19 protein-coding genes are annotated in these 21,692 nt (G+C 53.6%); 10 read left to right on the top strand and 9 right to left on the bottom strand.

Annotated features, from left to right (window positions below; all coding sequences use genetic code 11):
- The first annotated feature begins 49 nt into the window (after positions 1 to 49).
- The 4 genes from A0129_RS11140 to A0129_RS11125 all read left to right on the top strand — a co-directional run bounded on the left by A0129_RS11140 (position 50) and on the right by A0129_RS11125 (position 3,052).
- Complete coding sequence (locus tag A0129_RS11140) at positions 50 to 1,018, top strand: hydrogen peroxide-inducible genes activator (RefSeq protein WP_291714992.1); 969 nt, start codon at positions 50 to 52, stop codon at positions 1,016 to 1,018.
- A gap of 82 nt (positions 1,019 to 1,100) precedes the next feature.
- Positions 1,101 to 1,817: a GntR family transcriptional regulator gene (locus A0129_RS11135; protein WP_291714989.1), complete on the top strand. Its 717-nt coding sequence runs from the start codon at positions 1,101 to 1,103 to the stop codon at positions 1,815 to 1,817.
- Between the two features lie 25 nt (positions 1,818 to 1,842).
- Positions 1,843 to 2,424, top strand: coding sequence for a hypothetical protein (locus A0129_RS11130; RefSeq protein WP_291714987.1), 582 nt, complete (start codon positions 1,843 to 1,845; stop codon positions 2,422 to 2,424).
- 40 nt (positions 2,425 to 2,464) lie between these two features.
- Positions 2,465 to 3,052 carry an NnrU family protein gene (locus A0129_RS11125; RefSeq protein ID WP_291714985.1) on the top strand — a complete coding sequence of 196 codons (588 nt, stop codon included), beginning with the start codon at positions 2,465 to 2,467 and terminating at the stop codon, positions 3,050 to 3,052.
- A gap of 68 nt (positions 3,053 to 3,120) precedes the next feature.
- Here A0129_RS11125 and A0129_RS11120 read toward each other — a convergent pair whose 3' ends face one another.
- Entirely contained in the window at positions 3,121 to 4,395 is a 1,275-nt protein-coding gene (locus A0129_RS11120; protein ID WP_291714984.1) for a putative Na+/H+ antiporter, read from the bottom strand.
- Between the two features lie 169 nt (positions 4,396 to 4,564).
- On the opposite strand from A0129_RS11120, the gene A0129_RS11115 reads away from it, so the two are divergent.
- The gene (locus A0129_RS11115) at positions 4,565 to 6,745 is read left to right on the top strand and encodes a TonB-dependent receptor (protein ID WP_291714982.1); all 2,181 of its coding nucleotides are present in this window, start codon (positions 4,565 to 4,567) and stop codon (positions 6,743 to 6,745) included.
- 341 nt (positions 6,746 to 7,086) lie between these two features.
- On the opposite strand, the gene A0129_RS11110 is transcribed toward A0129_RS11115, so the two are convergent.
- Complete coding sequence (locus A0129_RS11110) at positions 7,087 to 7,629, bottom strand: response regulator transcription factor (protein ID WP_291714979.1); 543 nt, start codon at positions 7,627 to 7,629, stop codon at positions 7,087 to 7,089.
- Positions 7,626 to 8,945 (bottom strand): ATP-binding protein, encoded by a 1,320-nt coding sequence (locus tag A0129_RS11105; protein WP_291714977.1) that lies wholly within the window; start codon positions 8,943 to 8,945, stop codon positions 7,626 to 7,628. Before A0129_RS11105 ends, A0129_RS11110 begins: the two co-directional genes overlap by 4 nt.
- 138 nt (positions 8,946 to 9,083) lie before the next feature.
- Between A0129_RS11105 and A0129_RS11100 the strand changes: the two genes are divergently transcribed.
- Entirely contained in the window at positions 9,084 to 11,144 is a 2,061-nt protein-coding gene (locus tag A0129_RS11100; protein WP_291714975.1) for a TonB-dependent receptor, read from the top strand.
- Here the strand turns inward: A0129_RS11100 and A0129_RS11095 are convergent.
- Complete coding sequence (locus A0129_RS11095) at positions 11,082 to 12,680, bottom strand: PepSY domain-containing protein (RefSeq protein WP_291714974.1); 1,599 nt, start codon at positions 12,678 to 12,680, stop codon at positions 11,082 to 11,084. The genes A0129_RS11100 and A0129_RS11095 overlap by 63 nt on opposite strands.
- Positions 12,681 to 12,829: 149 nt before the next feature.
- Between A0129_RS11095 and A0129_RS11090 the strand changes: the two genes are divergently transcribed.
- Positions 12,830 to 14,758 (top strand): alpha/beta fold hydrolase, encoded by a 1,929-nt coding sequence (locus tag A0129_RS11090; RefSeq protein ID WP_291714972.1) that lies wholly within the window; start codon positions 12,830 to 12,832, stop codon positions 14,756 to 14,758.
- Here the strand turns inward: A0129_RS11090 and A0129_RS11085 are convergent.
- Positions 14,755 to 15,774, bottom strand: a complete 1,020-nt coding sequence (locus A0129_RS11085; protein WP_291714970.1) for an HPP family protein — start codon at positions 15,772 to 15,774, stop codon at positions 14,755 to 14,757. The genes A0129_RS11090 and A0129_RS11085 overlap by 4 nt on opposite strands.
- A gap of 126 nt (positions 15,775 to 15,900) precedes the next feature.
- Between A0129_RS11085 and A0129_RS11080 the strand changes: the two genes are divergently transcribed.
- The gene (locus A0129_RS11080) at positions 15,901 to 16,920 is read left to right on the top strand and encodes an acyltransferase (protein WP_291714968.1); all 1,020 of its coding nucleotides are present in this window, start codon (positions 15,901 to 15,903) and stop codon (positions 16,918 to 16,920) included.
- 24 nt (positions 16,921 to 16,944) lie between these two features.
- On the opposite strand, the gene A0129_RS11075 is transcribed toward A0129_RS11080, so the two are convergent.
- From A0129_RS11075 to A0129_RS11060, 4 genes are all read right to left on the bottom strand, one after another.
- Complete coding sequence (locus tag A0129_RS11075; RefSeq protein WP_291714966.1) at positions 16,945 to 17,310, bottom strand: MarR family transcriptional regulator; 366 nt, start codon at positions 17,308 to 17,310, stop codon at positions 16,945 to 16,947.
- Positions 17,307 to 17,594: a DUF6516 family protein gene (locus tag A0129_RS11070; RefSeq protein WP_291715011.1), complete on the bottom strand. Its 288-nt coding sequence runs from the start codon at positions 17,592 to 17,594 to the stop codon at positions 17,307 to 17,309. Before A0129_RS11070 ends, A0129_RS11075 begins: the two co-directional genes overlap by 4 nt.
- A 79-nt stretch (positions 17,595 to 17,673) precedes the next feature.
- Positions 17,674 to 18,903 carry a lipase family protein gene (locus A0129_RS11065; RefSeq protein WP_291714964.1) on the bottom strand — a complete coding sequence of 410 codons (1,230 nt, stop codon included), beginning with the start codon at positions 18,901 to 18,903 and terminating at the stop codon, positions 17,674 to 17,676.
- The gene (locus tag A0129_RS11060) at positions 18,896 to 19,411 is read right to left on the bottom strand and encodes a DUF6795 domain-containing protein (RefSeq protein ID WP_291714962.1); all 516 of its coding nucleotides are present in this window, start codon (positions 19,409 to 19,411) and stop codon (positions 18,896 to 18,898) included. The genes A0129_RS11065 and A0129_RS11060 overlap by 8 nt, the downstream gene beginning before the upstream one ends.
- 627 nt (positions 19,412 to 20,038) lie before the next feature.
- On the opposite strand from A0129_RS11060, the gene A0129_RS11055 reads away from it, so the two are divergent.
- Together A0129_RS11055 and A0129_RS11050 are read left to right on the top strand one after the other, a co-directional pair.
- The gene (locus A0129_RS11055; RefSeq protein WP_291714961.1) at positions 20,039 to 20,689 is read left to right on the top strand and encodes a hypothetical protein; all 651 of its coding nucleotides are present in this window, start codon (positions 20,039 to 20,041) and stop codon (positions 20,687 to 20,689) included.
- 89 nt (positions 20,690 to 20,778) lie between these two features.
- Complete coding sequence (locus A0129_RS11050) at positions 20,779 to 21,579, top strand: DUF6602 domain-containing protein (RefSeq protein ID WP_291714959.1); 801 nt, start codon at positions 20,779 to 20,781, stop codon at positions 21,577 to 21,579.
- Positions 21,580 to 21,692 lie beyond the last annotated feature (113 nt).

Genomic DNA, 21,692 nt, shown 5'->3' with positions numbered 1-21,692 from the left:
AAGGTACTGCGGTGGTGTGGATACACTAAGTGTACGACAAGTGGCTACAATGAAAGCAATCGGAAATGTCGATCAAGAAGGAATGAACCCACTGAACACCCAAGCCAGCTCCCTTTCATTGAAGCAACTGAGCTATTTGCTGGCCGTTGCTGAAACGCTCAACTTCACCCGGGCGGCCGAGCGGTGCTTTGTCACGCAATCTACTTTGTCAGGCGGGATTGCCGAACTTGAGCGCACATTGGGTGTGCAATTGGTAGAACGAGACCGCCAGCGAGTTGCGTTAACGCCCGTGGGTGTAGAAGTGGTGGCGCGCGGACAAAGTATTTTGTCGGCCAGCCGCGACCTGGTGGCGCGCGCGCAATTGGCGGCCGACCCCGCCAGCGGAGAATTCAGGCTGGGCATCATACCGACCATCGCGCCCTTTTTGCTGGGAGCAATTTTAAGCAGAACCAAAACCGGCTTTCCTGATTTGGTGCTTCGCCTGCGCGAAAACCAAACTGCAGCCTTGCTTCAGGAACTGGAACTCGGGGAACTGGATGCTGCGCTGGTTGCCCTGCCCATCGATTTGGGCAAACTGAAGGCTTTTCCCCTGTTTGAAGAACCCTTGCGATTGGTCGCCCACAGAAACGACGCCCTGTGTAAAACAGCAGGTGTACGCCTGCGAGAGGTGGACACCCGCCGCCTGCTGTTGCTTGAGAAAGGCCATTGCCTGCGAGACCACACCGTATCGGCTTGCAGTGCCAAACAACGGGAAGCGAACAACAACGACAGCAATCCGGTTGAGGCCAGCAGCTTGGCCACCATGGTTCAGTTGGTGAATTCGGGCCTGGGCTGTGCCTTGTTGCCTGACATGGCCATACAGGCCGGTTTGCTGCACAAAACCGAAGTGAAACAGATTGAACTGGCTGCGCCTTTGCCCAGCCGGGAAATTGCCTTGGTGACCCGCAGCAGCCACCCCAAGCTTGGCTTTATAGAAACAGCACTGTGCCCGTTGTTAAAGGCTTGTCAGCCGGGGTAAACGGCAATCCACTTCCGCTTGCACCACTTGGAATTTAACTGGTATGATCAGTTGACCAGTTAATAATTGTTGCTGCTGATATATGCAAACCATTGACCACATTCATAAAACGTCGATCTCTGAGCAGGTTTACACCCAGCTTCGCGATCGAATCCTCAAAAAGGTATTACCAGTTGGGGCAGAACTGCCTTCCGAACGGGAACTGTCTGAAACGCTGGGAGTTAACCGGGGTGCGGTGCGTGAAGCGATTAAACGCTTGCAACAGGCCCGACTGGTTCGGGTACGCCATGGTGGGGCGACACAGGTTGAGAACTTTGAAGCCGAGGGAGGCCTTGAACTGCTGCCAAGCCTGATGGTCAATGCACAGGGGCAAGTCAACCTCGAAGTGGCCCGGGGGATCGTAGCCTTGCGCAAAGCACTGGCGCCGGTGGTGGCTGGGCAAGCAGCAGTCCATGGCGGCAAGGCACTGGCCGATGCGCTGAAGCCGGTGATTGCCAACATGCAAAATACCAGCGAACTGCCAAAACTTCAGCAACTGGCCTTTGATTTTTGGGCCCTGGTGGTGCAAGGCAGCGGCAATGTGGTGTTCAAGCTGGCGTTCAACTCCATGAATCAAACCTACCTTGCGGCCTGGAACACGCTGACCCTGGTGATGCAGGACGAGTTTCGCGATATAGACACGCTAACCCAACTTATGCAGGCCATTGAAGCTGGAGAACAGCGGCGTTGCGAGGTGCTGGCCCGGCAACATGTGGAGCTGGGCAGCCGTGCATTGAATGCTGCGCTGGGCACCGCTTAACACTTGGTCAAATACGGAGACACACATGTTGGGAATTCCTTTGGGTCTGTTGACCGCCAATGCCGTGGAATGGGGCATGCACAAATACGTGCTGCACGGGATGGGGAAAAAACGAGGCACATTCTGGGCCTTTCACTTTCATGAACACCACAGGGAAGTGCGTGAACATGGCTATTACGACCCGAACTATGAGCGCTTTCCGCTCGGGATGCATGCACAGGGCAAAGAGGCCTGGGCACTGATTGCCAGCGCGGTTGCAGTGACACCGCTGTTTCTGGTGGCACCCTTCTTTGTGGGCACGCTTTGGTACAGCAGCCTGAATTACTATCGGGTTCACAAGAAAAGCCACATGAACCCAGCGTGGGGGGAACAACGCGTACCCTGGCACTTCGACCACCACATGGGCAACAACCCAGGCGCCAACTGGTGCGTCACCCGCCCGTGGTTTGATTACATCATGGGTACCCGCGTATTTACCGAAGGTGGGGTGCGCGAAAACAACGTGCTGGGGTTAAAACGAATTCCGACCTGGCTTGAACGTTTGTTGCCCAAGCCCGAATCGCTGGGCACCTTCGCACCAAAACCGGCAGCACGGCGCGCAGCGTAAGCCTGTGACATAATCAGTTCACTACAAAAAGGAGAACTGAATGGGCTTGTTGATATTGGTCGCCGGGTTGGCGCTTTTTCTGGGCATGCACGCGACTCGAATCCCAGACGACCAACGCCGGTCGGGCATGATCGCGAGGCTTGGCAAAGGCAAGTACCGCGGCATTTACACGGTGGTCTCTATCCTGGGCCTGGTATTGATCGTCTACGGATACGGGCAGGCCAGGCTCGACCCCATTTTCGTTTGGAGCCCACCTGCAGCGATGCGCCACATTGCGGCACTTCTCATGTTGGTTTCATTCATTATGTTGGCGGCGTGCTATGTGCCGACCAACCACATCAAGGCCAAATTGCAGCACCCCATGACCCTGTCTGTGAAAGTGTGGGCATTGGCGCATTTGATTGCCAACGGCACCCTGGCCGATATTATTTTGTTTGGATCATTTTTGGTGTGGGCGGTGTTGCTGTTTAAAACAGCACGCAGACGCGCCATTCCCATGGGTTTTGCGGGCGACGGCCCCACCAAAGTGGGCACGCTGATGACCGTGGTGGTAGGTGTACTGGCTTGGCTGGTTTTCGCGGCTTGGCTGCATGTTCATTTGATCGGTATTAGCCCGTTCAGCCGATAAGCAACTGGCGTTAAAAAAAAGCCCCTGTGTGTTACTCACAGGGGCTTTTTTATTGAACCTCTACTGGATCACAGATACCAGAAGCAAAGTGCCGCGACCGCCGTGGGCCCGAGGGCCCCGGCAAGCAAACCTCCAGCTGACACTGCCTCGCCAGGAAACTGGCGCTTGAGCAGTGACAAACCCGCTGGGTTGGGCGCATTGGCAATCACCGTAAGGCCGCCGCCCGCCACCGCACCAGCCACCAGGGCATAGCGGAAACTTTCTGAGGTGCCCTCAATCAACGACCCCAAATAAGTGAGCGCGGCGTTGTCCGTAATCGCTGTAAGTGCCAGGGCTGCCATGAACAACACGCCATCGTCCAGGTCGCTGACTGCAGGTTGCAACCACCACTGCTGCATGCCACCCAGTACCACAAGACCCGCCAGGAAGAATGCCACCAGCAAGCCTTCCTTCAGCAACAAGCGGGACTGAAAGGTGTTGTATGCGGCCGTAAAACCCAGGAAAAACAGGAAAATGCCCAAGAACACGGCCGGATGATGGGCAAACAAAACCACCGCGCCCAAAAAGGCCAAGTGAATCACCATGGCCCACCAGGGCACCGGCGCCAAGGGCTGACCATCTTCGCCCAAAGCTTCCGGGGTTTTAACTTCCGCACCCAAATGCTTGGCTGCGAAAAAGATGAATACAGTGGCATTGATGAACACGCCAATGGCCGCCTTCCAGCCAAAGGTGGCCATCATGAACGGCGTATCCCAACCCCAAGTGCCTGCGACCATTAACACGGGCGGGGCAGCAAACGATGTCAGCACGCCACCAATCGAGATATTCACGAACAGCACGCCCAAGCCCCAATAACGAATAAAGTTTGGAACAGATTTTGAAAACAGGACATCACGCAACAACAAGGCAGCCAAGGTCATGGCGGCAGGCTCGGTGATAAAGCTGCCCAAGAGGGGCACCATGAACAGGCCCAGCCAGGTGAAGGCAACACCTTTGTTCACGGGCATCAAACGGGCCAAACCCTCAACCAGCAAACGGGAGGCGTCCAACACCGGGCGGCTTGCCGCCACCACCATGATCACGAATACGAACAAGGGCTCGGTGTAATGGCGGGTATCCACATACTCCACGGCTGAATCGAGGTTGACTGAAAAAGCCATGGCGATGACCAAAAACAGGGCCCAAATGCCAAATACCGCTTCAACCTCGCCTAGCAGGTGAAACAAGCCACTGTGGTGTTTGCTGTGGTGAGCCAAGCGTTCAAAGTAGCTGGCCGAAAAAGTGTGAATAAGCGCGCCGGCAAAAAGAAAGGCGGCAATCCATTGAATGGTGGTTGCTGTCATGTCGGTGTCTATTGTTGTGAAGGTTAATCAAGCGATCTGATAGAGGGAGCCTATCACGCCATTAAAGTTCCCCTTATTGCGAATATTTTCGGGAAAAGTTCCCTTGGAAAGTGCGCTGTCCAGTTCCTACACTTGCTGCAGAACATAAAAGAACTCGGAGAGGTAGGACATGGGTACATTCAAGAAAACAGCAATCACCAGTGCGGTGCTGATCATGTTGGGGCATGGCGGCTTGGCCTTTGCGCAAAGCAATGCATTGCCCAGCGTCGAGGTGTCGGGCAACAGTATCTTGCCTTCCAATATTGAAAATTTACCCGGCTCGTCGAACGTGCTAACTCGGGAAGACCTGGACAAACGCGAACCCTTTTCCATTCTGGAACTGGTTCGAGAAGTACCCGGTCTGCATGTGGTGTCTGAGGACGCTGCGGGCACTCACCTGAATATCGGATTGCGCGGGCTGAACCCAAGGCGCAGTTCCCGAACATTGCTGCTGGAAGACGGTGCACCCACTGTATTTTTTGCGCCATACGGCGACCCTTCAGCGCACTACTCTACGCCGCTGGAGCGACTGGAGCGCGTTGAGGTACTGAAAGGATCGGGTCAAATTTTATATGGCCCGCAAACGCTGGGCGGGATGATCAACTTCGTGACGAAACCCGTACCGCGAGACGGTTTTGAAGGTTCCGCAAAATTGTCGGTGGGCAATGAAGGCTACCGGGGTGCACACCTGAACCTGGGTACAGGCTCAGAGCAAGGCGGCATCATGATTGATTTGCTCAAGCGCCAAGGCGACGGCATTCGCGCACAGCATGAATTCGATGTACAAGATGTAACCATCAAGGGCCAGTTGAATATCAACAGTGCACACACCCTGACCGCGAAGTACACCCGGTTTGAAGAAGATTCACTGTTCAGCGAGACCGGGCTTACCGCACAGGAGTATTTGCGCGACCCCTACTCGGTGCCAGGCACAGAGGGTGAACGCTATGTGATGGACCGCGACACCATTCAGTTAATTCATGGCTGGCAATTGGGAGAACGTGCCCGCCTGACCACGCAGGTGTACCACACCAAAACTGACAGAACCTCAGTACGCTCGCGCGAATTTGAATCGGCCTTTGACCCCATGGACCCTACCACGATTGGCTTGGGTGAGCTGGAAACCGAATTTGCAACCAGGCCGCGTCAATACGATGTGTTCGGCATTGAACCGAAGCTTGAATTCACCCATTCCGCTTTTGGTGTGCCCAGCGAAACCATCATCGGCATGCGCTACCACACGGAAGACATTGACCGTAAGAAATTTGAATTCGACAACTTCGCCGACACCACACCCGAGGCAGATGAACGCCTGCTGGCCGATGTGGAAGCCACTGCATTTTTTGCACAGAACACCTTCCTGATGGGCGACTGGACTTTAACCCCCGGCGTACGCGTGGAGCAAATTGAACAGACCAAGGTGCTGTTTTCCGGTGTGCCTGGTACAGCCAATTTTCAGCAGGAAGACATGTTGGACACCAGCGAAACCGAGACCCTGCCCGGCATTGGTTTTACCTGGAACGGACTGGAGAATGCAACAGTATTTGGCGGCGTACACCGCGGCTTTGCCCCGCCCCGCCCAGACCGCGACATTGAAAACGACATGCTTCAGCGCGTAACGCCCGAATTGGCCACCGTGACTGAATTGGGTATTCGAGGCAATTTACGTGCAGGCGCCTATGAAGCAACTTTCTTCAACCTCGACATTGAAGACATTGTGGTGAATTCAGGCGGATTCTTCCGAAATGAAGGCGAAGCACAACACACCGGGTTTGAGTTGGCAGGCCGGTTCAATCTGGGCGAGCTATTCAGCGCAAAATCCAATCCATTCTTTGTCAGTATGGCCTACACCAACCTGTTCACCGCTGAATTCAAAAACTCTGGTGTGGTGGGCGGTGAAGGCGAAGATGGATACGGTACTTATCAGGCTGGCAACCGCTTGCCCTACGCCCCAAAGCACACCCTGGCTTTGAATTTGTCGTATGAAACCGAGCAATGGAATGCCCGAGTTGGCGCAACGCATGTGAGCAAACAATTTGCCAATACCGAGAACTTTGGCGGCACCGAGCCCCTGGGCTTTTGCCCCAATGGTGAAGACCCTGCAAACGACCTGTTCTGTGGCCTGTTCGGAGAAATTGAAGCTGTCACCTTGCTGAATGCGTCCATCAGCTTTGCGCCAGCAGGCAGCAATGTCAGCTATTTTTTGAATGCCGAGAACCTGACGGACAAGCAGTACATTGCTGCGCGTACCAACGGCATTCATCCAGGGAGGCAACGGCAGGTGGTGGCGGGGATTAATGTGAAGTTTTGAGACTGCAGTATCTTTGCTCGGCTCGCTCAGGTGCATACCCTCTTGCGCCCTGAGTGAGCTGAGCTACTGGGGCAGCGACCTGCGAAGCAGAAAATACTTGGTGCCCACGGGCAACAAGAGTTTGAAGTTTGCAGCAGCGTCACATCAGTCAGCCGTTTCAGATCAAGTCGCCCGGATTGACTCGAAGCGCGGGGCGGTTCCGGCAGGAACCGATGCGAAGACGCTGTGGCGTTTCGCATGGCCCAAGCCAGAGTCAAAGACGGGGAATTCGACTTGGATCTTGGCTGGATGAGTGATCCGCTGCAAACCTACACTCGCTAAATGGAGCAGCGACAGGACATCTATCGCCCCACAGGCCGCTTCGCCAGCTTGCGCTGCAAAGTTCGCCTGTGCATGTTCAACGCACGCGCAGTGGCGGACACATTGCCATCGTGTTCGTTGAGCACACGCTGAATGTGCTCCCACTCCAGGCGGGAAACCGACATCGGTTGAAAGTCAAAAGCTTCATCGTCATTTGAGGCAACACCGCTTGAATCATCATCCAAAGCCCGCAACACCGCAGCACTGTCCGCGGGCTTGGCCAAATAATTGTCAGCGCCCAGCTTGATGGCCTGTACGGTGGTGGCAATGCTGGCGTAGCCGGTCAGTATCAAGATATTGGCAGTGGGCTGCAAACTCCGTAGCTGCGCGATCAACTGCAAACCCGATTGCTCACCCAAATTCAAATCAAGCGTGATGTCGGTGAATTGCCGTTGCCCGGCAGCAAGCAGGGCCCGCTCCTTGCTGAATGCCACATCGGTCTTGAAACCCTTGCGTTCAAACGACAAAGCAAGGGTATTCGCAAACACCTCATCGTCGTCGACAATCAAAATCGAGCGCGTCATTGTGAGAGTACCGGCAAGCTTAAGCTGGCGCAAACACCGGGGTTCAGGTTGCGAAGGCTCAGCTTTCCGCCTTCGCGTTCCAAAAGGTTGGCCAGTAAAAAAAGGCCCATGCCTTGCCCATTGGCCTGAAACAATTGTTGTCCGATTTTCGGCAACAACTCAGCATCAATACCACCGCCCGCATCATTCACAAAAAGGGTCAGGCTTTCATGGTCGCATTGCATGCCTACCTGGAGAGGGTCTCTAACCGAGGCGCGCTGATGGCTTTGTGCGGCATTGTCCAAGAGAGTAATCAAACCCAATTCAAGCAACTCTTTGCGTACTTTGAATTCGCCTGCGATTGAGGCAATGCTGGGCATCAAGCGCACTTCATGTTGCGGGTTGCGGGTTCGCCAAATACCCAATGTGGCCTGAAGCCATTCACTGGGTTTGATGATTTGCGCATCGGCATTGTGGCGCGGGTTGACTTCAATTTGAGCACGCAGCTGACCCAGGGTGTCGGTGATGGATTGAACCTGCGCACTGAGAATATTCATTTCCCGCACCTGCGCGTGCATGGCGGGGTCGTTTTTCCAGTCTGAAACAATGGTGGCAATGGTCGACACTGGCGTGCCCAACTGGTGTGCAATGGAAGCAGCTTGGTTGCCCAGTGCCGCCAAACGGGACTCACTGGCCAAACGTTGCTGGGCGCGCCCCAAGGCTTGGTCGCGGTTGCGAATCGACGAGCTCAAACGCGCCACAAAACCCACCAAAATCAACACGCTGACCAAAAAATTCAACCACATGCCCACCAGGTGAAAGTGAACCCCATCGTCGGGATTGGCCAGCACCAAAGGTATGTAATTGCCCATCAACACTGTGTAAGCCACCACGCTGAACAAGGCAAGCACAGCAACTTGCGCCCAAGGCAGCAGTGCCGCAGCCAGGCCCAGTAGCGGCAAATAAAGTGACACGAAGGGATTGGTCACGCCACCTGTGAAATAAAGCACAAAGGTGAAAGCGGCCAGATCGGCAAACAACTGGGCAGCCACTTCAAAGCTGCCCACCGAATGCCCCTGACGCAGGCGAATAAAAGTGATGGCATTGAGTAAAACCAGCGCACCCAGAATAACAGCCAGTACCGACCAGGGAAGGCTGACTTTGAGCAACAAACCGACCACTGCTAACAGCAAGCCCTGAGCGGCCAGCGCAAGCGTGCGCATCCACATCACCGTCACCATTTGCTGGCGGCGAACGGACAAATCGCTTTGGTCCATCAAGCCTTCTGTCCAAAGGTGCGTGAAGGGACGGTGGTCGGGAAACAGGCTTGTTCTCATGCTCACATTCTAAGTGGCTTCTTGCTTCGCTGCCTTGAAATTGTGAGGTGTGCAGCCCGGCTGCGACAATATGCCGCATTCTCGCAGTGCAGGCCGTGGCGTATAAAGCGTGCTGGTTGATCTTGCCCGGACTATGCGATGCGCGTTCTTGCTTCTTTCAAAATGACTACCTTGTCCACAGGCCTGCTGCTGGCTTTTTCACCACTGGCTCAACCGGTGTTTGCAAACCCCGCACTCAGCAGCGTGGAAGTGAAAGCCCAACGCGAGGCGCTGAGCGCAGCCAGTGTGCAAGTGGCCAAAGAAAAGTTGAACCAGACAGCAGGTGGTACCGCCGTGGTCGAGGCTGAAAGTTTTGAAGCAGGCAAAGCAGTGACCATTAAGGACATGCTGGACTTTACGCCCGGCGTATTTGCGCAAAGCCGGGTGAATGAAGAAGCACGACTGAGCATTCGAGGCTCGGGCCTGTCGCGCACTTTTCACATGCGCGGAATACGCCTGTTGCAAGACGGTATTCCAATTAACCTGGCCGACGGTGGCTCGGATTTTCAGGACATCGACCCCTTGGCATTGCAACACGTTGAAGTGTACAAAGGGGCCAACGCCTTGCAATACGGCGCCGCCAGCCTGGGCGGGGCTATCAATTTTGTAACACCCACCGGCTACACCACACCCAACAGCGTGTTGCGCCTGGATGCTGGCAGCCATGAATTTGCGCGTGCGCAATTTAAAACCGGCGATGTGCTGGGCAATTGGGATTATTTTGCATCGCTCTCGCAATTGCGTTCTGACGGGTTTCGGCAATTCAGTGGACAAAAAAACACCCGGTTGAATGCCAATGCAGGTTTGAAAATTTCGCCTCAACTGGAAACCCGTTTTTATGTGATTCACGGTGACATGAATCAGGAACTGCCCGGCAACCTGACCAAGGCGCAGTTGCAAACCAACCCTACACAGGCCAATGCCGCGTCGGCGGCTGCGAATTCACAACGCGACTTCCTGATTACCCGCCTTGCCAACAAAACCACCTGGATTTCGCCAACAGGCGTGGAGTACAACGCGGGTGTGTATGCAGTGGACAAAAACCTGTACCACCCACTGAGTTTTGGTTTGATTGACCAGCAAACCCGCGATGTGGGCACCTTTGGCAACCGGATTGCACAGGGTGAATTGTGGGGTTTGCGGCATGACACCACCTTGGGTTACAACCTGGTGCACGGCATCACCGAGGCGCGCATATTCAACCATGTACGCGGCGACCGAATCAGCCTTCGAAGCCATGAAGACCAGAAAGCCCACAACATGGAGTTGTACGGAGAAAGTCGCCTGCACCTGACTGATTCCGTGCAATGGATCAATGGCCTGCAATGGACCCACGCCAAACGCACAGCAGACGATCAGTTTTTAAGCGATGGCGATGGAAGCTACCAACGCCGCTACGCGCAGTTCAGCCCGAAAACCGGCTTGCTTTGGCAGGCCAGCGAGGCTGCTCAGGTTTACGGCAATTTGAGCCGTGCGTTCGAGCCACCCACGTTTTCTGAAACAAGCCCCACGCGTGCGCTGGAGGCGCAGGAATCGACCACGTTTGAATTGGGTACCCGCGCAGTAACCCAACAAATTCGCTGGGACATCAGTGCCTACTACAGCCAGTTGAACAATGAGTTTGTGAGCTACCAACTCAACCCGCTGGTGCCGGGCCTGAGCGCAATTCTGAATGCAGACAACACGGTGCATCAAGGTGTGGAAATTGGGCTTGCCGGGCCTTTCACGCGTGATTTGCTCAGGGCTGGCGATACTTTGAACTGGCAACTGGCTTACACCTTTGGCCGCTTCCGTTTTGACAATGACCGCGTGTACGGCAACGCAGCCATACCGGGAATTCCGGAACACTATGTGCGGGCCAAACTGGACTACGCCAACACCTTGGGCTGGACCCTGTCGCCCAACATTGAATACGTACCGAAAGGTTACTTTGTGGATTTGGCCAACACACTGGCCTCAGACCCCTACCTGCTAGTGGGCTTGAATGCATCGTACAAATTCAGCGACACACTGCGCGTGTTTGTGGATGCCCGCAATTTGACAGACAAAGTGTATGCCGCCACCACGGGTGTGATTGTGAATGCGAACGGGGCGGATTCAGCACAGTTTGCACCGGGTGAAGGCAGAAGCGTTTATGCGGGTGTTGAGGTGAAGTGGTGAGCTGAAGTGAGTGAACAAGGGAGGTGAAGGTACATTCTTGTTGTGCCGGCTTTGCAAGGCTTCCCGGCGGATTCGCAGCGCGGGGCGACTCCGCAGTCCAAACCCGGCCATCATCACCATGGCCAGCACAACCACCACGCACATCACGATGTTTTGCACATCGCGCCCCAATCCACCCAGAAAGCTCCATTTGTGAAGCATGCTGAAACTCCAGATCTCGGGTTTCGCTGAATTCAGGGTCATGTCGGCCAGCACGCCTGTGGCTGTGTCTACAAAAACGCTGGCATTCAAGGGGGCGCCGTACTCAAACTTCCACACCGGCAAGCGCTTGTTTCGAAAGTCGTAATCGCCGCCAAAGCGCGTGACTAAACTCACTTTTAGAACAGCCTCGCGCGGAAGGCCCGTGTGGAGCTGCGCAAGTTGATGGGCCATTTCACGATCGCCGTCTTGCCACAACAAACCAGTGTTCGCATTCAGATAAATGGCGGGGCCTGTTGGCTGAACACCGTCAAAGCGCGCATTACGTATGGCTTGCGGATTATCAGGCAGGCCATTTTTTGGAAGAGGCAAAGCGAGGCGATACAACAGCTCGCCATTCTGGTTTGCAACCAGCGATAAACCTGTCACTGGTAAATCTCGAGTCATTTCAGCCCAGTTGGAATGAAGCGGGAAGTGCAATTTTTGCAGGTCAATTGCCGGGCGCATAGTCAGCTTCGATTGCTCCTCAGGCCAACCATGCTGCACCACATGGTACACACCGCTGAAAGAAAACATCAACACGGGCACCACCAACACATAGCCCGCCATGCGATGCCAACCTTTGGCCCCTGCTGCACGCACCTTTCGTCGAATCAACACCAGCATGGCCAAACCACTACAAGCCATCGTGAACAGCACACCTACCAGCACAGCGATCAACCACACACGGGGTGTCTCGGCCACACTGGGCATCCAGCTCCAGGTGTGAAGCCACTGAAACACCGTTTGAACCCGGTGCTTGGTGTTGTCCGAAACCGCCGCCAAAGAAGCAGTTTCTGTGTACACATAGGCGTTCAGGCCATCGGCCTGATCAAATTGCACCCGGTACACCGGCAACAAGCGGTTTACCGCTGGATAGTCATTGGAGAATTTCTCAATGCGCTCCACCTTGGCGATTTCTGCATAAGGTGCATTCAAATAGTGACGGGCCAAAAAAGCTGCATAAACCGGATCGTGATTGGGCAACTCCAGCCCGGTGTTCAAGTCGAAATAGCGCCTGGGTGCAAATTGCGATTCAGTGATTTGTAACAGGTTGGCCGATTCCGCCACCACCAACCGAACAGACTGAGCCTGTTCAACCCCAGCCTTTTTAAGGATTTGTTCAAAAGGCAATGTATCGTGCAGATTCAATGCACGTTGGGGTGGCACAAACACCGCCTGTTGCACGCCAAAGGTAGTCAGCCAAGGGTGCAACAAACCCGATGTGCCCCACAGCAACATGGTGACAAAGCCGAGCAACGCCAATGCTCGGTGCAGTTTCAATAACTTGATTTTCATGGTGGCACTTCATGCTTGCTCAAACAAGCCAGAATTATCCGGCAGTGGCTGCCACACCAGCTGCGACATTTCGTCGCAGGAGTAGATCAAATCTGAGGCAAACCACGCGTAGAATCAAAATCTTCGATTCAGGTTACCGCAGTACGCCCATGTTCAACTTTACCCTTCTCGCCACCACCACTCTGCTCGCACTGTCTGTGTCAGGCTGCGCCATGGTTAGCGTGGGGTCGGTCAGCTCGGAAGATTACCTGTCAGCACGCCGGGGCGATGTACTCACTACTGGCCAACTCAGCGCGTCCGCGCGCACGGCCCTCCAGGTGGTTGGCACCGACGAGGCGCGTTGTAACAGCAATATTTCTGAATGCAGGAAATTGTTGCTTGCCTCCATCGGCTTAAGCGATGAACAGCGCCTGTCCACTGTGGCAGAGCTGTGGTTGAAGGAGGCCCTGCAAAACGAAGAAGCACAAAAACTGGAGCCAGCCAATGATACGTTGAAAGCCGCCACACTTTCCGCCTACCTGGAAAGTGCCAAGCATGCTTATGCTTACCTGTTTTTCACCAGCCGCACACCCGATCTACGCGCTCTCGAGGACCGGCAAGCCCAAGTGCGTGACTACTACAATTTTTCAACCCAGCAAGCTGTGGTGGGTTTGTTCAACCGCTATCGCGATCAACTGGAGCAATCTGTTTCGCAGGAAAGAACTTACCTGCTCGACTTTGCCCCCTGGCAGGTGAGCGGCAGCACCTCGGGTATCAGCTTAAGCCACAAGGGCCAGTTGCCCAATGAACTGCTTGCTGCGTCGTCCCTCACATTCAAGGGCTTGCGCAATCAGTATCGCCGAGACGGTTTGGGTGCTGAATTGGTGGCCGTGTTTGCCGACAGTGTGGTGAAACGGGAAGACGAGAACAAGCCTTGGAGCGAGACGCCCTTTCCCTCCGTCACCGTGATGCTGCACTTTCCGGGCAACAGTGTTGAATCGGTGCTACAGGGCAAACGCGTCGAGCTACAGGGTTTTGACCCCCATCGAAATTCAAGTGTAGATGTTCGCGGTATTCGTGTTCCCCTGGCTGCTAATTTCACATCCGGCTACGGACTGTGGCTGGCCCGCTCGGGCTTTGCGCAAGAAAGCTTGCTGTCGCTGATTGGTCGCAGTGAAACACTGGACAAGCCACGCATTTATCTGATGCAACCATTCGACCCCAACCGCCGTGTCATCTTGATGCTGCACGGCCTGGCCAGCAGCCCGGAGGCCTGGGTGAACGTGGCCAATGAGGTGCTGGGCGACGAAGAACTTCGCCAGAATTTTCAGATTTGGCAGGTGTACTACCCGACCAACTTGCCGCTGCCATTCAACAACCGCGAGATTCGCGAAGCAGTGAATGCCACGTTGAAAAACTTTGATCCGCAAGGCAAGCGAAGGGCCTCCACGGAAATGGTGTTGATTGGCCATAGCATGGGTGGCGTGTTGGCACGGCTGATGGTGTCGAATTCGGGTGACCAATTGTGGGAATCGGTGCTGGACCGCTACAACATTTCAGAACAACGGGAAGAAAGACTGCGTCAGAAAATTGAGCCCTTCGTGATATTCGATGCCATGCCGCAAGCCACACGCGCCATTTTCATTGCAGCTCCGCACCGCGGAACCCCCTATGCAGAAAATCGTTTTGCACGTTTTGTGTCGGGGCTTATTCGCTTGCCAGCCACCGTACTAAGCCGCGTCACTGAAATTGGTCAGCTATTGGTCAATCCCGATGAAGCATCGAATGAACCCTTGGTGGATTCTTTCAACAGCATCAAGAACCTCAGTGACCAAGACCCGTTCGTGCGGGAGTCGTCCAAATTGCCAATCTCGAGCAAGGTGACCTACCACTCCATCATGGGCAACGACACACCCGGCGTGATTCTTGAGGCCAGCAGCGATGGTGTGGTGCCCTATGCCAGCGCGAGACTGGAAGGTGCAGCCTCAGAACTGGTGGTGAACTCCTGGCACAGCGTGCAGGAAACGCCTGAGGCCATTGTTGAAGTGCGCCGAATTCTTCACGAGCACCTGAACCGGCTGCAAGAAAGCCAACGTTAATGCGTGGCTGCTTTCACTGGCAGCCAGCGACCGTCTTGCAACACCACCTCGTAACGCGCCCAGCGCTTGAAGGCCTCGACATTGCTCAAACCGGTTTCATACAAATCGGCACCGGCCACATTCTTGTAAATCACTTGCTGCCCGGCCTCGCCCTTGTAAGGCGTGGTTAATGACATGTCCAGCAACTCGCGCACGCACCAGCGATAACCCACTTGGCCATTGCTGTAGAAAGCGCCCACGGTCAGGGTTTGGGGGTGAGTGCTTTGCTCATCGGCATGCTTGGTGGCATATTCGAACAGCTCGGCCAACACATCTGCACTCACGTCCACATAGGAATCCATGCGGGCAATGGCGGCGGCAAAATCCTCGTGGGTGAGGCTGGCTCCAGTTTCCGAAAGGGCCTCAACGGGCATTTTCTGCTTGCGTGCAAAATGGTTGGGGTAGCGCCGCCAGGCAAACAGCGCATTGAAACTGACCGCCACAAACAAAATAGCCAGGGTGTTCAACAGCACCGGGTTGATCATGTACCAATAACCCAGGTTTGAAATGGATTCACCACCCAACACGGCGGTGAGCGCCGTGGCCCCGCCCGGCGGGTGAATGCAATTGGCCCAGTACATCACGCCCACCGCCAAACCTACCGCCAAAGCTGCGGCCAAATAGGTGTGCGGAATGTAACGCGCACAGGTAACGCCAATGAGTGCCGACACGAAATGCCCACCCATCAGCGCCCAAGGCTGCGACAAGGTGCCGTGCGGCACGGCAAACAGCAACACCGCTGTGGCACCCATGGATGCGACCACCAAAATTGCATCAGTGCCCTGCACCACAAAACTGGACACCCAACACACCATCAAGATTCCCAAAAAGGCACCGAGACCAGAAATGGCTTTCTCGCGGGGGCTGGTGGAATTGGATTCGAAGCCAAGAATCGACCTGGTCACGGACAAGGCGCGCAAAGCCCGGATGGAGAGTTTCATTTTTGGAATCAACAGGTTTGTGTCCAACAAGCCCATGATGATACGCCTGTAATACGTGATAAAGCACCAAGTTGGTGCAGTTCAGACCAATCCATTTCTACCCGCATCGGTTGTGGCAACTCGCTTTATACTTCGCACTTGCCCATTCCTTCTGCATGCCCTGTGCGCAATTCCACCATCGACCTGCTGAAAGCCCTGGCCTCACAAATTATTGTGGTTCACCACCTGTTGCTGTACACACCCATGTCGCCGGTGCTGCAAGCCAGGTGGCCCGGTTTGCTGGGTTTTATTGCCGACGAGGGTCGCTATGTGGTGCAAATTTTTCTGGTCATTGCCGGCTTTTTGGCGGCCCAGTCCATGTTTAGCTTGCTGGGTAAGGCACGTGATGTGGCGGTTTGGCCCCTGTTCAAAAAACGTTTTTTACGCCTGGCAAAACCTTTCTGGATCGCCATTGCTGTGGCTGTGCTGTTGAGCTGGCTGGGCGGCAAAATTGCGATGCACCCGGAAGTATCGGATTTACCAGGCTTTACCCAACTGCTGGCCCATGCATTTTTGTTGCACGACATTGTCGAAGTGGAGGCGTTGTCGGCCGGGGTTTGGTATGTGGCAATCGACCTGCAACTTTACGCAGTGTTGGTGTTGATGGCGTGGGTGAGCCAAAAAACCGGCGGGCTGAAATTGCTTGAACCCCAGCAAGGATTGTTGCTGCTGGCAATTGCCATGACCCTCGCCTCTTTGTTGGTGTGGAACAGAAATGCTGAACACGACGAATGGGCCTGGTATTTTTTCGGTGCCTACGGCTTGGGCGTTGCCGCCCATTGGGCTGAACGTGAAGGCAAAGTGGTTTGGGTCAGTTTGCTGATTGCGGGCCTGCTGGGCATTGCACTGTGGGTTGAATGGCGCGAGCGCTTGTTGCTGACGGGTGTAACTGCTTTACTGTTAATGAACAGTAGCCGTATTGAACAATTTGTTGGCTCGATTGTTCAAGGCCCAGTGCGCTGGCTGGGCGATATTTCATACTCGGTTTTTCTGATTCACTACGGCATTGCTGTGTTTGCAAGTTCAGTGGTGATTGCCTTGGGCTTGAGCAGTTTTGCAGAGATGTTGGCCGCGTTTTTGTTGACCTGGGTGGTGAGTGTGGTTGCGGGGTGGGTGTTGTATTGGGGGGTTGAGAGAGGGTGATTGAATCCGAAAACAAATATCATCTCAGTGATTGGCTGCGTTTAGAGTGAACCGAATTTCCACCGAGTCGAAAGGCACATGGACTTTCTTGGTTTCTGCAAACTTTTCAACCAAACCATGCTCAATCAGTCTTGTAATATCACTGTGGACATTCGAATAATTGCGTCCAACACGCTTTGCCAAACCGTAAATCGACATGGGCCCAGAGGCTCGAAGCTCTTCTAGAAGGCCGATCCTGGAGGCTGTTAATTCAGATAAAAGAAGTTTTGATGATTCAAAAGTAAGAAAATAGTCAGACGATCTGGTTTGCCCAGCATCCACCTTGCGAGCGGCTTTCAACAAACTATTGAAGATTTCTCCCTTCGCCGCTACTTCAATAATTGCTCTCATCTGATCGGCCTCCAAAACTCGACATCACGCTGAAAATCTTGCATCAGGGTTTCCAAATTACTGAAGACATAGGGCCACTCTTCGTCATTGATGTGACGATGGTCGCCTTTGCCCAATTCATTATCGTACCTAACGCGACACGCACCCGGTACGCCATAAAACAACCGGTATTTGTACTTGTGAGTGCACGGTTCAAGACTCGCCGGTAATCTCCAGACAACCACCTCAACAATTGTGTTGTCTTCACGTATTTCTTTGGCCTTAATTACCTGAATGGCCTTCATATATTGTATTTTAGCAATATATTGCACGATTGCAATATAAATATCGAATGAATGTTCTCAATCATTGGTCCAATTAACCTCAACTGGGCCTCTGCACTTTCAACATGGCCTGTTGGGCCCGCCCAGCCATTTCCGTGCTGAACTGAGCAAGAACCCAATGCAGGGTTTGAATGGTGAGCGCTGTGCCGCTGATCGGTGCACGCCCCAGAAAATCAAGCATGGAGTTCACAATGGTGAACACATCCTCAGCCAGCAACTTGCTGGCGTTTGCAGCTTTCACCAACACTTCTGAAAGCAGATCTGCCGCTGTAACGGCAAGGCTTAATCCACCCTGCACGGTGACCAAGTAAGCGTATCCCATTGAGCGCAACACCTGCTCTGTCAGCTTGCCCACCAGGTCGAGCATCTTGGCATTGAACATGCCACCGCCACCCAGTTTCGCAAACTCTCGGGACAAATCGGTGTACTGCGACAAGCCATGCGGCATGGGTGAAAAATCGCTCCAACTGCTGCTGTAGGCCATTTTGGAATAACCGCTGTGCAACAGGTGCGCATCAATACCCACCTTCTCGCCATGCCGTATCAATAATTCAGAAGACCCGCGCGAGGCGTGCATGTAAGGAAACAAGGGCACCATGGGCACTGGGTCGCAGGGGTTGGCAATACGCCTAATTTGCCCCGGTGCAATTTGCTTGGTGATGTCTTGCGCATAGCTCACAATACCCACACGCGGCGCGCCAATTGTGTACAGGCAAACATTGAAACCAGCGTCACGCAGCATGCAAGCATTCAAATTGGCCAAGGCACCACCCAGGCTGTGGCCCATGCAGTGAATGGTATTTGGCCGCTTTGCACCACTTTGCGATACAAAACTGACCAACTGGCTTTGATAGCTTTTGAAGGTTTTCAGGAACCCACGGTGAAACACATTGCCGCGTGGGCCGATGCCGTAGCCAATGTTTGCATTGGTTGCGAGATCAAATTTGTTGTGCTGAAAATTGGTACCGCGTGTGACAAGAACCAGCTCGTTGGCACGACTGCCGGTGCCGTGTGCGATGAAACCGAAACCGCTGAGCAAGTCGATGTTGAAGAGGCCGGATCGGCCGGCGAGTGTACCAAATCCATCCGATTGAATTGGAAGTTTTCGGGACTTAGCCACTTGAATTAGTTCGTCTGAACTCAAGGTTGATATGTGCGCTACTGACTTGCCGGGATTCACCCCTTTTAGATTGCGAAAAACGGAATCAGCTTCGTATACAAAACCAGAAAGTGCATGAACATAGTTTGGTTGTAAAAGTAGATTAGTCATATTTAAAGCTTTTCCTTTCTTCGGATTCTTCTACTTCACAATTGATAATTGGCAACCTATCGTTGAATAACTCCTTGTTTTTCAGATCACACTTCATACGTATGTAGGGAAGCCCCGTCTCAACGTTTTCCTGATATGAGTTTTTCGATGTGGCATAGGCCATGTAGTCTTTGCCATCAATTGGAATGAAAATTCGAAGGCTTATATTAGGTACGTGAAATAGCTTGGCCAAAAAGCCAAACTCAGCTGAACCACGCATTTCCGGAAAATCAAAACGTCCCTCTCTATCGGTTGAGGTGATTTCGGTGCGGGGCTCTGCCTCCATGTTCCAGCTAATGATTCGCTGCACTTTTAACCCTGAAACCGGTTTGCCATGGTCGAATATTTGCCCCTCAACGGCAGAGGACAGAATGAGGTTGTCTTGCCGCACAGCGTGGGCTCCTTGGGGAATCAAAAATAAGAAGGGGGTACAGGCAAGAGCTAGAAGCGCGAGGTTACGAAAGCGCATGAATTGTTTGCCTTCAAAGGGAAAGGCAATACAGTAGCAGGGTAGTTTATGGCTTCAAAAAACCGCTGTTTCGGGTCACCCGAAAGGGTTGCTGGATTGGCCGAGCCGACAGAAATCCATTAGTTCAGATCGAAATAAATCAACTTTGTTAACATGAGATTCCTGTCATGTTAAAAAAACGCGTTTTCTTTAACATGAGCCGAGTCAATCGGGTGCCGATTTCTCGCAGCGCTTCTGGATAAGTGACCGCAACTTTGAGCAGGGTTGTTGCCGCGCCGGTTGGGCTTCTGAGACCCGGATTCAGTCGTATTCAAATAAATTATTGTGACCTGTCGCCCCGCTGGTAAGGCTGCTTATAGGCCGGCGCGTACATCAGGACTGTCAGCCGAAATGTCTGAGTTATTGGCGAAAGCAGACTTCGAAACTTCGGTGGTAGTAGATGATGGCGTCGACCTTCGGAACGAAGTTTCAGGCTGACTATTTAGTGGCGAATAACAAAGGTTTATTTTTCATCCTGTTCATGCGATGCTTTGTAAGTATCTGAAATAGTAGATTTAAAGAAATCTTTTGCGATGTGCGGATAAATGGATATCGCCGTTATTGTTCGATAAATCAAGTTAGGCAATAATGAATACGTCTACTCCGTTTTTAGACAGCCCATTCTTTCATGTATATTTTCATGAGCTATGGGGGTTGGCAGAGTCAATTTCAAAGAAGTGCCTCGACGTATTTGAAAAGTGTCCCATCCCTGAAAAAGATGGCTACGTCAAGGTCGACCCAGTACTTCATGGAGTGATTGCCTCGCTATTGGCTGAGGCGGCAAACCTTAAGAAAATGCTGTCAGTTCCAGATAAGCCAAATTTTAAGGAAACCCCAGAGCAGTTCAGCTTTCGTGTAGAGAGAACAAAGTTATTGAATGAAGCCCTTGGGTTTCCACCACTCTCTGAAATATCGCGCGCCGAAACTCGTAATTCCGTTGAGCACTTCGATCAATACCTCGACCGCGCAAGTTTGTCGCTTAGTGCATCTGATAGCGCAGCATCAGGTATGGCGCTCTACAACATGACGCTTTCCAGTTGGTCGGTTTTTGATAAGAAATCATTTCCACTAAAGGTTTATATTGCGGACGAAAGAAAGTACTTCAACTTGGATTACGCAGCCGACCTAAATGCAATTTACAGTGAGAGCGCAGATTTAATTACTCGCATACGCGCCGTGGGTGCATTTAAGCACAATGATGGACCAGGCGGCCTTATGGCAAGGGTCGCAAGTGCCTAACACTGCGGTCAACAGGGGCGCCCAAACAGCCTGCTTCGTCGGCTGTTTGGGCGTCCGTTACTTTCGACGTTAGGGCTCATCGGATACGCATGGACGATCTCTACCAGCTCCTCAGAGAAGACGCGCTCGAACTCGAGTCGAAGTTCCGTCGCGCCTCAATCGAGGGGAAAGGCACTTCTCAAGAGATTGCTGACTTTCGTGAGCACGCCCTCCAAGACTTCGTTCAGCGATTTTTCCCATTTCCGCACCGCGTGACGAAGGGCAAGGTGCGCGACACGTTCGGGGCAATCTCCGATTCTGTGGACTGCATCGTCTGCAACCCCAACCATCCCTACACGGTCGACACTCACGGCAAGTTCAGATTGATCTTCGCCGAAGGCGTCGACGCGGCGATCGAGGTAAAGCCGGACATCGGCGCGAGCGCCGAGATGCTTCGTGGGCTGGAGCAAGGGCTCTCGGTTAAGGCTCTCAAGCGCAGGAACCCACCCACCTTGATGCGAGGGGGATGGGAATACGAAAGGGCGTTCTATGTTCCGTATGCCATCTTCGCCATGCGGTGCAAATCAAATCCGCTGGACACCCTGAACGAGATAGCAGCGTTCTATGCCGCTAGACAAACGCCTCCCTTGCAGCAGGCCGACTTCGTCGCGGTTAACGGGGTTGGGTTGTTTGTGAACTATTCAGATCCTGGCATGTACTGCTGGAGTAACAAGGCCAGTGTGCAGGAGCATACAGGCTGGTTTTTCGAGAAATGGGCAGAGGACACTCTTGCTGGATTCGTGTGGCGGCTTCAGATGCTTGCTCACGCGTCCATCAAGATGCAGGCAGACCTGTTGCCGCACTATCTTCAACCAACAGCCATTCAGGCGATCGTACGGGCGGGGCAATGAGCCCTAACAGGTCGTTCGACACGGACACGCACCGGCAGGGCGCCGCGAAGCGTGCTGGTGAGCCTACGCCTCGCGGCGCCCTGCCGGTTCGTGCCGGTCAACTCCGACGTTGA

Origin of the sequence: Limnobacter sp. CACIAM 66H1, from assembly GCF_001601825.1 — a bacterium.
In the GTDB taxonomy this organism is placed as follows: domain Bacteria; phylum Pseudomonadota; class Gammaproteobacteria; order Burkholderiales; family Burkholderiaceae_B; genus Limnobacter.
This window is presented reverse-complemented; position numbering and strand designations above follow the sequence as displayed.

Coding starts and splice junctions, on each gene's coding strand:
- A0129_RS11140 (WP_291714992.1), top strand. CDS start 50: ATGAAAGCAATCGGAAATGTCGATCAAGAAGGAATGAACCCACTGAAC.
- A0129_RS11135 (WP_291714989.1), top strand. CDS start 1,101: ATGCAAACCATTGACCACATTCATAAAACGTCGATCTCTGAGCAGGTT.
- A0129_RS11130 (WP_291714987.1), top strand. CDS start 1,843: ATGTTGGGAATTCCTTTGGGTCTGTTGACCGCCAATGCCGTGGAATGG.
- A0129_RS11125 (WP_291714985.1), top strand. CDS start 2,465: ATGGGCTTGTTGATATTGGTCGCCGGGTTGGCGCTTTTTCTGGGCATG.
- A0129_RS11120 (WP_291714984.1), bottom strand. CDS start 4,395: ATGACAGCAACCACCATTCAATGGATTGCCGCCTTTCTTTTTGCCGGC.
- A0129_RS11115 (WP_291714982.1), top strand. CDS start 4,565: ATGGGTACATTCAAGAAAACAGCAATCACCAGTGCGGTGCTGATCATG.
- A0129_RS11110 (WP_291714979.1), bottom strand. CDS start 7,629: ATGACGCGCTCGATTTTGATTGTCGACGACGATGAGGTGTTTGCGAAT.
- A0129_RS11105 (WP_291714977.1), bottom strand. CDS start 8,945: ATGAGAACAAGCCTGTTTCCCGACCACCGTCCCTTCACGCACCTTTGG.
- A0129_RS11100 (WP_291714975.1), top strand. CDS start 9,084: ATGCGCGTTCTTGCTTCTTTCAAAATGACTACCTTGTCCACAGGCCTG.
- A0129_RS11095 (WP_291714974.1), bottom strand. CDS start 12,680: ATGAAAATCAAGTTATTGAAACTGCACCGAGCATTGGCGTTGCTCGGC.
- A0129_RS11090 (WP_291714972.1), top strand. CDS start 12,830: ATGTTCAACTTTACCCTTCTCGCCACCACCACTCTGCTCGCACTGTCT.
- A0129_RS11085 (WP_291714970.1), bottom strand. CDS start 15,774: ATGGGCTTGTTGGACACAAACCTGTTGATTCCAAAAATGAAACTCTCC.
- A0129_RS11075 (WP_291714966.1), bottom strand. CDS start 17,310: ATGAGAGCAATTATTGAAGTAGCGGCGAAGGGAGAAATCTTCAATAGT.
- A0129_RS11070 (WP_291715011.1), bottom strand. CDS start 17,594: ATGAAGGCCATTCAGGTAATTAAGGCCAAAGAAATACGTGAAGACAAC.
- A0129_RS11065 (WP_291714964.1), bottom strand. CDS start 18,903: ATGACTAATCTACTTTTACAACCAAACTATGTTCATGCACTTTCTGGT.
- A0129_RS11060 (WP_291714962.1), bottom strand. CDS start 19,411: ATGCGCTTTCGTAACCTCGCGCTTCTAGCTCTTGCCTGTACCCCCTTC.
- A0129_RS11055 (WP_291714961.1), top strand. CDS start 20,039: ATGAATACGTCTACTCCGTTTTTAGACAGCCCATTCTTTCATGTATAT.
- A0129_RS11050 (WP_291714959.1), top strand. CDS start 20,779: ATGGACGATCTCTACCAGCTCCTCAGAGAAGACGCGCTCGAACTCGAG.